At 73.4% G+C, this 12,079-nt stretch carries 12 protein-coding genes and 1 pseudogene; 4 read left to right on the top strand and 9 right to left on the bottom strand.

Annotation, left to right across the window (positions count from 1 at the left end):
* Positions 1–12: 12 nt before the first annotated feature.
* Entirely contained in the window at positions 13–462 is a 450-nt protein-coding gene (locus tag F9B16_RS27365; RefSeq protein WP_151543074.1) for a winged helix-turn-helix transcriptional regulator, read from the bottom strand.
* Between the two features lie 230 nt (positions 463–692).
* Positions 693–1,712, bottom strand: a complete 1,020-nt coding sequence (gene fbaA, locus F9B16_RS27360; protein ID WP_151543073.1) for a class II fructose-bisphosphate aldolase — start codon at positions 1,710–1,712, stop codon at positions 693–695.
* Between the two features lie 189 nt (positions 1,713–1,901).
* On the opposite strand from fbaA, the gene F9B16_RS27355 reads away from it, so the two are divergent.
* The 3 genes from F9B16_RS27355 to F9B16_RS27345 all read left to right on the top strand — a co-directional run bounded on the left by F9B16_RS27355 (position 1,902) and on the right by F9B16_RS27345 (position 4,033).
* Positions 1,902–2,627: a DedA family protein gene (locus F9B16_RS27355; RefSeq protein ID WP_151543072.1), complete on the top strand. Its 726-nt coding sequence runs from the start codon at positions 1,902–1,904 to the stop codon at positions 2,625–2,627.
* Positions 2,628–2,678: 51 nt separating this feature from the next.
* Positions 2,679–3,101: a hypothetical protein gene (locus F9B16_RS51235; protein WP_225991986.1), complete on the top strand. Its 423-nt coding sequence runs from the start codon at positions 2,679–2,681 to the stop codon at positions 3,099–3,101.
* A 51-nt stretch (positions 3,102–3,152) separates the two neighbouring features.
* A protein-coding gene (locus F9B16_RS27345; RefSeq protein ID WP_404800521.1) for an IS5 family transposase occupies positions 3,153–4,033 on the top strand; the annotation gives its coding sequence in 2 pieces (ribosomal slippage) (positions 3,153–3,527 and positions 3,530–4,033; 879 coding nt in all).
* Here the strand turns inward: F9B16_RS27345 and pyrE are convergent.
* Entirely contained in the window at positions 4,030–4,572 is a 543-nt protein-coding gene (gene pyrE, locus F9B16_RS27340; protein WP_151543070.1) for an orotate phosphoribosyltransferase, read from the bottom strand. The genes F9B16_RS27345 and pyrE overlap by 4 nt on opposite strands.
* Before the next feature lie 71 nt (positions 4,573–4,643).
* On the opposite strand from pyrE, the gene F9B16_RS27335 reads away from it, so the two are divergent.
* Complete coding sequence (locus tag F9B16_RS27335) at positions 4,644–5,162, top strand: lipase family protein (protein ID WP_151543069.1); 519 nt, start codon at positions 4,644–4,646, stop codon at positions 5,160–5,162.
* Positions 5,163–5,178: 16 nt separating this feature from the next.
* Here F9B16_RS27335 and F9B16_RS27330 read toward each other — a convergent pair whose 3' ends face one another.
* From F9B16_RS27330 to F9B16_RS51230, 6 genes and pseudogenes are all read right to left on the bottom strand, one after another.
* The gene (locus tag F9B16_RS27330; RefSeq protein WP_225991985.1) at positions 5,179–6,753 is read right to left on the bottom strand and encodes an MFS transporter; all 1,575 of its coding nucleotides are present in this window, start codon (positions 6,751–6,753) and stop codon (positions 5,179–5,181) included.
* 60 nt (positions 6,754–6,813) lie between these two features.
* Positions 6,814–8,181, bottom strand: coding sequence for an alpha/beta hydrolase (locus F9B16_RS27325; protein WP_151543068.1), 1,368 nt, complete (start codon positions 8,179–8,181; stop codon positions 6,814–6,816).
* Positions 8,182–8,304: 123 nt separating this feature from the next.
* Positions 8,305–9,234 carry a PaaX family transcriptional regulator gene (locus F9B16_RS52930; protein WP_225991984.1) on the bottom strand — a complete coding sequence of 310 codons (930 nt, stop codon included), beginning with the start codon at positions 9,232–9,234 and terminating at the stop codon, positions 8,305–8,307.
* Positions 9,235–9,275: 41 nt separating this feature from the next.
* Entirely contained in the window at positions 9,276–9,917 is a 642-nt protein-coding gene (locus tag F9B16_RS27315) for a tetratricopeptide repeat protein (RefSeq protein ID WP_225991983.1), read from the bottom strand.
* A gap of 92 nt (positions 9,918–10,009) precedes the next feature.
* The gene (locus F9B16_RS27310; protein ID WP_151543067.1) at positions 10,010–11,413 is read right to left on the bottom strand and encodes an NYN domain-containing protein; all 1,404 of its coding nucleotides are present in this window, start codon (positions 11,411–11,413) and stop codon (positions 10,010–10,012) included.
* A gap of 242 nt (positions 11,414–11,655) precedes the next feature.
* A pseudogene (locus tag F9B16_RS51230) lies at positions 11,656–12,079 on the bottom strand (hypothetical protein); the annotation flags it as partial.

Below are 12,079 nucleotides of genomic sequence, written 5' to 3'. Positions count from 1 at the left end.
GCCGGGATCCGCCTACGCGCCGGGGCCGGGCCGGGGATCGACGTCCCCGGGCCCCAGGGCGGCGCCGCAGGAGTCGCAGGTGAAGCGGGGCGTGAGCGTGCCGTCGCAGCCCCGGTGCCCGACGATCACGGGCGGCCCCTCGGGGGCGTAGTGGCGGTCGCCCCACATCAGCAGGGTCATCATCGCCGGCCACAGCTCGACGCCCTTGCGGGTGAGCCGGTACTCGTACCGCTCGGGCCGCTCCTGGTACGGGACGCGGCGCATGATCCCCTCGTCGCACAGCCGGGTCAGCCGGTCGGTGAGGACGTTGCGCGCCACGCCGAGCGCGTCCTGGAAGTCGTCGAACCGGCGGACGCCCTCGAACGCGCTGCGGATGACCAGCAGCGTCCAGCGATCGCCGACGATCTCCAGCGCGCGGGCGATCGAGCAGTTCTGGCTCTCGTAGGTGCGGGGCAGCGCCACGTACCCGAGACTACCGAAGTTTCATCACAAAACGCGCGCGAGAGTCGGTTGTACGCCGGTCCGGAAGACAAAGCCCGGCCCCCGGCACGGGCGGGCACGCGGAGCGAGTGCAGCGAGCGCAGCGGGCCCGCCCGACGACCGACAGGCCGTTTCGCCGCGGAGCGCTAGCGGAGCGGGGAAACGGCCTGTCGGTCGCAACGGGGGTTCCAGGGGGTCGCCCCCCTGGGAGATCAGAGCTTCTTGCCGGCGGACTGGAGGTTCTCGGCGGCCTCGACGATGCGGGCGGCCATCGCGGCCTCGGCCGCCTTGCCCCACGAGCGCGGGTCGTACTGCTTCTTGTTGCCGACCTCGCCGTCCACCTTCAGGACGCCGTCGTAGTTGCGGAACATGTGGTCGGCGACCGGGCGGGTGAACGCGTACTGGGTGTCGGTGTCGATGTTCATCTTCACCACGCCGTACGACACCGCCTCGCGGATCTCGTCGAGGGTGGAGCCGGAGCCGCCGTGGAACACCAGGTCGAACGGCTTGTCCTTGCCGTACTTGGCGCCGACCGCGTCCTGGATCTCCTTGAGCACCTCGGGGCGCAGCTTCACCGAGCCCGGCTTGTACACGCCGTGCACGTTGCCGAACGTCGCGGCGAGGATGTAGCGGCCCTTCTCGCCGACGCCGACGGCCTCGGCGGTCGCGATCGCGTCGCCGGGGGTGGTGTACAGCTTCTCGTTGATCTCGTTGGCGACGCCGTCCTCCTCGCCGCCGACGACGCCGATCTCCATCTCCATGATGATGCGCGCCTTCGCGCACTCCTCGAGGAGCCCGGCGGCGATGTCGAGGTTCTCGTGCAGCTCGACGGCGGAGCCGTCCCACATGTGCGACTGGAACAGCGGCTCCTCGCCGCGCGCCACCCGCTCCTGCGAGATCTTGATCAGCGGCCGCATGAAGCCGTCCAGCTTGTCCTTCGGGCAGTGGTCGGTGTGCAGCGCGATGTTCACCGGGTACTTGGCGGCGACGACGCGCGCGTACTCGGCGAGGGCGCTGGCGCCGACGACCATGTCCTTGACGGTGGACCCGGACAGGTACTCGGCGCCCCCGGTGGAGACCTGCACGATGCCGTCGCTCTCCGCCTCGGCGAAGCCGCGCAGCGCCGCGTTCAGCGTCTGGCTCGACGTCACGTTGATGGCGGGGAAGGCGAAGCCGTCGCGCTTGGCCTTGTCGAGCATCTCCGCGTAGACCTCGGGCGTTGCGATGGGCATTGTCAGCGTCCTTTCATACGCAGGGTGCCGCCGGGCATCCGGCCGGGCGGTAGCACCACGAACGACCGTCTACCCAGGTGAGCGGCCCGGGTCACACGGTCTCCGGTCTGGCATGCCGTCCGCTGCTCAGTATCCCGTCGGGGCGCGCGTTCCGCCTAATCGCGACGTGCGGAAAGGTACGCTCGCGGTGTGGATCTCACGACGATTCCCCTCGACATCACCGAGTGGCTGCATCCGACCGCGTGGCTGCAGCTGTTCGGGACGTTCGCGACGATCGGCGTGCTCGCCATCATCTTCGCGGAGACCGGACTGCTGATCGGCTGCATCCTGCCGGGCGACTCGCTGCTGTTCACGGCGGGGATCCTCACGGCGGTCTCGACCGTCAACGGCCAGGAGTTCCAGTCGCTGTCGCTGCCGTGGCTGCTGGTGGGCGGCCCGGTCGCGGCGATCGCGGGCGCCCAGCTCGGGCACTTCCTCGGCGCCCGCTACGGCCGCCGCCTGTTCGACCGCCCCGACTCCAAGCTGTTCCGGCGGGAGTGGGTGGACAAGGCGGAGTACTACTTCAACCGGTTCGGGCCGGCCCGCGCCGTGCTGCTGGCCCGGTTCATCCCGATCGTCCGGACGTTCCTGAACCCGCTCGCCGGGATGCTGGGCATGGACGCCCGCAGGTTCTTCGTCTGGAACGTGATCGGCGGCGTGGTCTGGACGGACGCGCTGTTCCTGCTCGGCCACTTCCTCGGTTCCGAGGTCCCGGACATCGAGAAGTACATCCTGCCGGGGGTCGCGGTGATCCTCGTCCTGTCGGTGATCCCGATCGTCCGGGAGATCATGAAGGGGCGCGGCGGTGGCAACGGTCCGAATAAGAATGACCGTGAAGAGTCACGTCCGTCGCTCAGGAGTGACAGTTATCGCTAACCTCCCCATGTGGGACGTCATCGGTCGGACCCTATAGGTCTCGCACGCATCGTGATCGCGGCCATCGCCGTGGTCTTCGCCTTAGCGCTTCTCGTGGTGGGCGGCATCGCACTGGTGAACGCGGTGTCCGGCTCGCCGGACAAGCAGAGCCCGTCCGCGGCCCCCGCCTCCCCGAGCGGCCAGAGCACGTCCTCCCCCGATGCGTCCCCCACCGCGCAGGCCCCCTCGGCAAACGTCCCCCTGCTGATCCGCGTCACCGGCCAGCCGACCACGGTGATCGTCCGCGTCCCCGACACCGGGCGGGTGCTGACCCAGGGCGTCCACGACACCGGGGAGGTCCTCCAGTTCAAGGAGGACACCCTGGACGTCGTCGCGGCGAACGGCGGATCGCTCCAGGTCAGCATCTACGGCAAGCTGCAGGCGGCGAAGCCGCAGGGGCAGCGCGCCACCTGGTACGTGCGCCCGAAGGCCTAGGCCCTGTTTTGCGGATCTGGATCTTTGGGTTGTGGCTTGATGGTGGCCATGGTGCGTCGACACGAGTTGACCGATGCGGCCTGGGCGCGGATCGAGCCGTTGCTGCCGGTCGCGTCCGGGCCGGGCGGACGGTGGCGCGATCACCGGCAAGTGATCAATGGGATCTTGTGGAAGATCCGCACCGGTGCCGACTGGCGGGACGTCCCGGACCGGTACGGGCCCTGGCAGACCCTCTACCAGCGGTTCCGCCGCTGGAGCGCCGACGGGACCTGGGAACGGCTGCTGGCCCACGTCCAGGTCCACGACGATGCGGTCGGTGCGGTGGACTGGTCGGCGGTGTGCGTGGACTCCACCATCGTGCGGGCCCACCAGCACGCCGCCGGCGCCCGTAAAAAGGGGAACACCCGGGGACGAAAACGGCATCACCCGCAGCACAGCAGGCGCTGGGGCGGTCCCGCGGCGGGCTGACCACCAAACTCCACCTGGCCTGCGACGGGCACGGTCTGCCGCTGGCGTTCACCCTCACCGCCGGCAACGTCAACGACTGCACCCGGCTGATCGAGGTCGTCGAAGCCATCGAAGTCCGACGCGCCGGCCCGGGCCGTCCACGGGTGCGGCCCGGGCACCTGATCGCCGACAAGGGCTACTCCACTGGCATCATCCGCAGCTATCTGCGGCGACGGCGCATCCCGCACACCATTCCCGAGCGCAGCGACCAACTGGCCGCCCGCGCTCGCCGCGGGCACCGCCGCTGCGGCTTCGACTCCGACCGCTACCGGCGCCGCAACGTCGTCGAACGCTGCTTCAACCAGCTCAAACGCTTCCGCGGCCTGGCCACCCGCTACGACAAACTCGCCGCGCACTACCGCGCCGTCGTCATCATCGCCAGCCTCGTCCTGTGGCTCAACCACGATCCACAAAACACGCCCTAGGCCGGGGAAAGGCCGAGGTCGTCGACGGCGTAGGGGTGCCGGTAGACGAGGCCCTCTTCGGCGATGCGGGCGGCGGCGCCGCGCTCCAGGATCGTCGCGACGGCGACGACCTCGGCGCCGGCCTCGCGGAGCGCCTCGACGGCGGTGAGGACGGAGCCGCCGGTGGTGGAGGTGTCCTCGACGGCGAGGACGCGGCGCCCGGCGACGTCGGGGCCCTCGATGCGGCGCTGCAGGCCGTGCGCCTTGCCGGCCTTGCGGACGACGAACGCGTCGAGGCGGCGGCCGCGCGCGGCGGCGGCGTGCAGCATGGCGGTGGCGACCGGGTCGGCGCCGAGGGTGAGGCCGCCGACGGCGTCGTAGTCCAGGTCGGCGGTCGCGTCGAGCATCACCCGCCCGACGAGGGGCGCGACCGCGCCGTCCAGGGTGACCCGGCGCAGGTCGACGTACCAGGACGCCTTCTTGCCGGAGGACAGGGTGAAGTCCCCGTGCACGACGGCCTTGTCCTTGATCTCTCGCAGCAGCTCATCACGATCGCTCACACCACGAACCCTATTCATCCGCCGCCGGGCCGCCGCAGCCGCACTGTACGGTTGCGGCGGGAAGGGGGGCCATGACGCCGGGTTCCGTGGTGCTGCTGCACGCGCCGGGCGCCGCCGCGGCGTCCTGGGGCGACATGCCGGAGATGCTGCGCTCGTACGGGATGGACGTGATCGCGCCGGACGTGCCGGACGGCGCGGGCGCCCGGTACGTCGCCCGCGTCTCGCTGATCATCTCGGCGGCGGGGCCGTCGGTGCCGCTGGTGCTGGCGGCGCACGGCGCGGCGGGGCCGCTGCTGCCGGCGATCGCGCTGGCGCAGCGCGCGGCGCACCGTCCGGTGGGCGGGTACGTGTTCGTGGACGCCGACCTGCCGCGCCCGCCGGGGGCCGCGCACGACCACGATTCGCTGCCGGGGCCGCCGGACTGGCCGGAGGCGCCCTGCGGCTACCTGCGCACCCATGCCGACCAGGCGGCCTTCCCCGATCGGGACGGGACGGTCCGGGAGGCCCGGCTGCGCGGCTGGGCCGTCGTCGAGCACGAGCCTCCCGCCGCCGCGGCCCAGGCGTTCAGCGAGCTGATCTCGACGCTCTAGGCCGCGGCGGGCGCCGTCAGGGCGCGTCCGCCTCGGGCGCGGGACGGTTCGAGCCGCGCAGGGTGAGCAGGGTGAGCAGCGCGGACGCGAGGGCGGCGGCTCCGCAGACGACGAAGCCGATCGAGTAGCCGTGGCCGACCGCGTCCAGCGCCATGGAGTGGACGGGCTTGAGCGGCGGGGCGGCGGCGGACGCGCCGTTGATGCCGAGCGGGCCGCCTTCGTGCAGCACCTCCATCGCGGCGTGCTTCAGGCCGGCGGGCAGCGGCGAGGCGTCGAGCTTGTCGGTGAATCCGGAGCCGGCGCGGCTGAGGGCGACCGCGCCGATGACGGCGGGGCCGAGGGTGAAGCCGAAGTCGCGCAGCAGGTTGGTGGTCGCGCTGGCCATGCCCTCCAGGTGGTGGGGGACGGTGTTGACGGCGGTCGCGGTGATCGAGGAGACGGTGACGGCGAAGCCGATGCCGACCAGGCCGAGCGGCAGGATCAGCGAGGTCATGGCGCGGTCGCCGATCGGGAGCGTCGCGGTCCAGAAGTCGCCGGCCGCGATGAGGATCAGCCCGCCGCCGGTGAGCAGGCCGGGCGCGACGCGGTGCAGGAGCCGTTCGGTGACCGGCAGCAGCACGAGCGCGAGGCCGTTGAGCAGCAGGAACGCCATGGCGGTGTGCATGGGCGGCTGGTCCTGGGCGGGGCCGAGCCGGATGCTGACCGAGTAGGCGGTGCCGAGGAAGCTGAACATGCCGACGACGGCGACGGCGGACGCGACGGCGAAGGACCGGTTGGCGAACAGGTCGAGGCGCAGCAGCGGGGAGCGGACGCGCAGCTCGGCGACGACGAACGCGGCGAGGAACGCGGCGGCCAGCACGAACCCGGTGACGACGGGGGTGGAGCCCCAGCCGTCGTCGGGGCCCTGGATGATGGCGAAGAGCAGCGCGAACAGGCCGAGGCCGATGGTGATCTGCCCGGCCGGGTCGAGGGAGCGGCCCTCGGGGGCGCGGGAGTCGCGGGCCAGCAGCGTGCTGGCGGCCGCGCTGATCACCGCGACGACGGTGACGACGATGAACGACCAGCGCCACGACCCGTAGGTGGCGGTGATGCCGCCGAGCAGGGGCGCGAGGAACCCGCCGGTGGACAGGCACGCGGCCCACAGGGCGATGACGCGCGCGCGCTGCGTGCCGCTGGATCCGGCGGCGAGCATCGCGAGCGAGGTCGGGAACAGCGCGGCGGCGCCGAGGCCGGCGAGCGCCTGCCCGGCCCACAGCTGGTGGACGCCGGAGCTGGTGGTGCTGACGGTCTCGCCGATCGCCATCAGGACGGCGCCGCCGATGAGCAGCCGCTTGCGGCCGAACAGGTCGCCGAGCACGCCGAACGTGAGTTCCAGGACGGCGACGGGCAGCAGGAACGCGTCGGAGATCCAGGTGAGCTGGGAGCCGACGGGGTGCAGGTCCTTCTGGAACAGGCCGTTGAGGGTGGCCGGGATCGCGATGCCGATCTGCGCGAGGCAGACCGCGACGCAGCAGGCGATCAGCGTGCCGCGCGCGAGGGTCGCGCCGGACGCCGGGGTGGAGCGGGACGGGGTCTCCGCGGTGGTGGACACGTGGACTCCTGACGGGACGGGGTGGGCGGTCAGCGGCCCTGGGGACGGGGGATCGGCGGGTCAGCGGCGCGCGCCGACGAGGACGCCTGGCCGGTAGGGGACGAAGGCGGCGCCGTCGAGGCCGAGGGCGAGGGCGCTGCGCTGGAGTTGCGCGGCGCCGGTGCCGCTCCAGCGTCCGGTGGTGACCCGGTGCTGGACGGCGTGGACGGCGGCGACGGTCTCGGCGGTGGTGAAGTTGCAGTGGCTCTGCCGGGCGACGTACGCCTGGCGCAGCAGCGCGGAGCGTCCGGCGGCGCGGACGCGTCCGGCGAAGGCGTTCTCCTGTTCGACGGGGACGAGCTGGTCGGACGTGGTGTGGACGTTGAGCAGGGGGACGGCGAGGCCCTGGCCGGCGGTGGAGGTGCGGCGCAGGGACCGGACGGCGGCGGGGTCGGCGGTGACGTCCGCGCCCTTGGTGAGGCGGGTGAGGTCGCTCTTGAGGTTCAGCCCGGCCGTCCGGTACAGGGCGCGGACCTGCGCGGCGTGCGAGGACCGCCGCAGCAGCGCGGCGTAGTCGACGCCCTTGTTCCACGAGGTGTTGCCGCCCGCGGACAGTTCGACCTGGTAGCGGGCGGTGGTCAGGAATGACAGCAGGCCCTGCGCGAACCAGGCGTACTGCTGCTTCTCCTGGCCTGCGTAGTCGTTCCGGGCGGGCGGCTGCTGGTTCGGGGCCCAGTCGGCGAGGTTGAGGTACGCGGAGGCGAGCGCGATCCGGGCGCGTCCCCGCGGGGTGGCCTGCGCCTTGGTGACGGCGTCGGTGAGCGTCGCGCCGAGCGCCGCGGATTCGGCGGCGTCGGAGAAGCCGACGAGCCGGGTGCCGCTTCCCGGGCCGAGGAGCGCGGCGATCGCGTACTCGGCGTCGAGCTGGTAGTTGTCCAGGTCGACGCCGCCGGCGACGAGCCCGCAGAGGCCGAGCGCGCCGTCGACGCGTCCGGCGCCGTCGCGGGCGATCTGCGCGTTGATCAGGCCGCCCATGGACTGGCCGACGGAGATGACGTGCCGGGGCTTCCCGGCGGCGCCGCGGAAGGCGTCGATCGTGGCGAACTGGTCCCGTTCGGCGGATTTCAGCGCCCACATCGACCCGTTCGGGTCGTAGGACGAGCCGGCGAGCGCGTAGCCCTCGGCGAGCAGGGCGGTCCGGGCGCCGGGGCTCGGGGCGTCCTGCGCGACGAGGGGGCCGAAGCCGTGGCTGAACAGCAGCAGCGTGCCGTTCCAGCGGGCGGGGACTTCGGCGGTCCAGGCGGCGCCGTCGGCGAGCTTCCCGGAGTACGCGGCCGTCCTCGCGGACGGGGCGGCGGCTGCGCCGGCCGGGAGAGCCGGGGCGAGGGCGAGGGCGGTGCAGGCGGCGGCGAGGCCGCCGAGGCGGCGGGCGTGGCGGGGGAGGGACATGAGGGGCTCCTGATCGGGGAGCGTGCCGGAAGGTCGCCGCGAATGTACGGCTGTTTCTTGACCGCTGTCAATAATGTGACGAATATCGGACCATGCGCCGCCGCACGCCGATGATCAGCGGTTTCAGCCGAGCGGGAGGGTGTCCAGGATCCGGGCCGCCTCCGCCGCGGCCGGGCGTTCCCACCGTCCCGCGAGGTCGCGGAAGACCGCCTCCGCGCGCATCGCGGGCCAGCCCTCCGGCAGGTGCTCCGCCGGCAGGTGCGGGTCGCGGCGCACCAGTTCCAGCCAGTCGCTGTGCAGGACGAGCTGCCGCGCGAGGTCGTCCGGCAGCCCTGCCGCGGCCTCCGGGCAGTCCACCCCGCCCGCGTCGTCCGCGTGGTCAGCCCCGCCCGTGCCGCGCGTGCGGTCAGCGCCGCTCGTGCCGCCCGCGTCGCGCGTTCGGTCGGTGCTGTCCGGGGTGTCCCAGCGGTCGAGGAACGCCTGGTAGCGGGCGGCCATCGCGGGCACGTCGAACGCCTGCTCCAGCACGTCCCGCACCTCCGTCGGCGGCAGCACGCTCCCGCCGAACACCCGGATGTGGGCCTCCAGCCCGAGCCCGGCGACCGCCGCCGCGACGTCGACCATGCCGGGCGCCACCCACAGCCCGTTCTGCAGCGGCCCGAACCCCGCCCAGATCAGCCGGGACCGCAGGTCGTGCCGCTCGCGCCGCCAGTCCTCCGGCAGCGAGAACCCGACGAGCGTCCACCGGCCGTCCCAGTTCCGGTTCACCACGCCCGCGCGCCAGATCCGCTCCCGGCCGTCCTCCAGCACCTCGACGGCGTGCGCGGACAGCCCGAAGTACATCTTGCGGCCCTGCCGGTGCCGCTCCAGCAGCCCGCGCTTGACCATCCGGTTCAGCGACGTCCGGACCGCGTGCTCGCCGAGCCCCACCCGGCCGAGCACCTCGATGACGCTGCCCGACGACACCGCGACGGGGCGCCCGAGCACGTGCGCCCCGAAGAACGTGAGCATCAGCGGGCGCGTGCGCGCCTCGGCGCCGGCGGAGTTGGGCATCCCCACAGCGTAAGGGGATCCGCCCGCCGCGCCCTCCCGGCTCAGTTCTTGAGGAGGTCGTCCAGGAGCGCGTCGTAGTCGTCCTCGCTGCGGCCGAGGTCGATGCGGGCGCGGTAGCGCAGCCGCAGCAGTGCCTCGAGGCTGTCCTCGGCGAGGGCGACGTCGTCGGGGCCCGGGGTGAGCGACTCGTCGTCGGGGACGGGCGGCTCGTCGGGGTCGCCGATTCCGGTGCCGACGGCGCGGTCGCGCAGGGCGAGCACCACGTCGGCGCCGCTGGTGGCCCAGTCGTGTGCGCCGGACGCGTCGCCCTGGGCGTACAGCACCTCGGCGACCGTGCGGTACACCTCGGGGTCGCGCGGCTTGTCGGCGCGGATCTGGTCGACGAGCGTCCGCGCCTCGTCGGCCTTCCCCAGCTCGAACAGCGCGTCGGCCAGGTAGGCGCGCGGGTCGCCGTACACCTCGCCGCCGTCCTCCATGGCCCTGCGGTACAGCTCGGCGGCCTTGCCGTGGTCGCCCGCGTGCTGCCACTGCTCCCCGGCGCGCAGCAGGACGTTGGCGCGCGACACCCCGCCCGTCACCGACTCGGCCAGCGCGGACAGCCGCTCGGCCGCCGAGATGTGATCGCCGGTGCGCAGGGTGTCGAACTCCAGGTCGTCGAGATCGTCTTCCGTCACATGCGTCACGGTTCAACGCTACCCGCCGGCGGCCGGCCGAAGCGGGCGAATCACTGATGATCGTGCATTACCCGCCCGTATGTGTCCGGGGCGTACCGCCGTCACCTGCGGGAACGTTCGAGGGCGTCCCAGAATCCGCGGCGCAGCGCGTGCCGCACCTCGTCGTGGAGCAGGAAGTCGATGGGCAGCGAGGAGCCCTGCAGCAGGCGTGCCTCCAGGTCGGAGGGCATGCGCGGCTTGCGGGCGAGGACGGCCTCGAGCCACAGCGCGGGCGCGTCCCGCGCGACGGACTCGCCGAAGTCCTGGCCCTCCTGGTGCGCGGCCTTCACGGCGTCCGACAGGGTCGGGGTGCTCTGCTGCGCGGGGACGGGCGCGATCTGCTGCGGCCCGGTGTAGGGGCCGTGCGGCTGGCTCGTCGGCAGCGGCGACGGCCCGGACGTCTGGGACGGCAGCGTCTGCGGCGGGGGCGGCGGCGACGGGGACGGCACCGGCGACGAGGTGTACTGCGGGCCGAGCGGCGGCTGGCTGGACGCCGGCGCGGGGGCCGGGGCGGGCGGCGCGGACGAGGGCGGGGCCTGCAGCGGCGAGGACGGCAGCGGCAGCCCGCCGGAGCCGAGCGACGACGGCGAGCCCAGCGAGGACGACGACCCGAGGCCGCCGCTTCCCGGCAGGGGCAGCGGGCCGGTGGGGACGCCGGTGCCGCCGCTCCCGCCGCCGTAGCCGCCGGACGACCCGGACGATCCCGACGGCCCCGCCGAGCCGAGCCCGGCGGTGGCGGGGCTGAGCGGCGGCTGCCCGCCGAGCGGGGACGACGGCGGCGGGCCGTTGTGCGCGGTGGTCTGCAGCGGGCCGAGCGGGGCGCCGGCGCCGCCGGGGCCGTGGCCGTTGGAGCCGTGCCCGTTGGACAGCGGGCCCGCGCCGAGCGCGGGGGCGCCCGAGCCGGCCGAGGAGCCGGACCCGGTGTCGATGCCGGTGAGCAGGTTGACGTAGGGGCGCAGGTGCCCGGCGCCGATCTCGATGAGGTCGTCGCACTCCTGCCGCAGCACGCGGGAGATCGTCCAGTTGCCGTCGACGGCGACGTGTACGACGGTGACGCGCAGGCCGAGGTCCTGGGCGTCGGAGACGACCTGGGCGAGGTCCTCGTCGCCGCTGACGACGACGGCGTCGGCGAGGGCGCCGTTGCGGGCGAGGGTCATCAGGTCGCGGTGGATCTCGGTGTCGACGCCCTCGCGGCGGCCGGGGCGGATGCGGCCGAGGCGGAGCTTGAGGCCGGGCAGGTCGGCGAGCGCGTCGTGCTCGGGGGCGCGGCGGCCCTCGACGGTGGCCTCGTACCAGTAGCAGCGCAGCAGCGGCATGCCGGTGCGCTCGCGCGCGAGGTTGCTCAGCAGCTGCAGCAGCCCGCTGAAGTCCCACGAGACGGTCTCGCGATGGCGGGTGCCGTGCACCGCCATGGCGCCGTCGGCCAGCAGGTAGCCGGCGTCTACGAACAGCGCGCAGCGATCCATGCGACACCGCCCTTCCTCTACACGGGAGCTCACAGGCCGGCGTAGTGACCTCGGGCGTCTATAGCGTAGTGAAGCCCGTCAGCCCCGTAGGCCAATACGGCGATTCGCACTCTTTCATGGCATACCGCCGGTTCGCGACTCCCCAGTAACAACAAACTGGGAACCGCGGCGGACGCTACCAGCCGTTGCCGTCCCGCCCCGCCCTTCCCCATGATCTTTACGGGAAGAGCAGGTGACGGGGTTCAGCCGTAGGGTCCCCGCGACCGTGTCTTCAACCGCCCATGGAACCGGCCGTCGGCGAGGACGGGCGCCATCACCCGGTGCGGGACGCCCAGGGGTGCGCCCGCTCCGGCCTCGACGCGCACCCCGCCGCCCACCTTCACGCGCACCCCGCCGCCCGCGCTGACCCGCACCCCGCCCGCTCTGACGTGTACGCCGCCCGCCCCGGCGTACGCCCCGCCCGCGTGGACGTGGACGCCGCCGCCGACCGTGACGTCCACCAGCCCGCCGGGCCCGCCCGCCGCGACGCTGACGCGGACGAACAGGCCGTGCGGACGCCGGTGTACCGGCAGCGGCGGATGCGGGTGCGGATGCTTCTTCGGCGGCCTGCTCACCGGCGGCGCCGGGACCTGCGGCTTCGGGGCCGGCCGGTGCGCGGCGGGCACG

Source organism: Actinomadura montaniterrae, assembly GCF_008923365.1.
GTDB lineage: Bacteria > Actinomycetota > Actinomycetes > Streptosporangiales > Streptosporangiaceae > Spirillospora > Spirillospora montaniterrae.
This window is presented reverse-complemented; position numbering and strand designations above follow the sequence as displayed.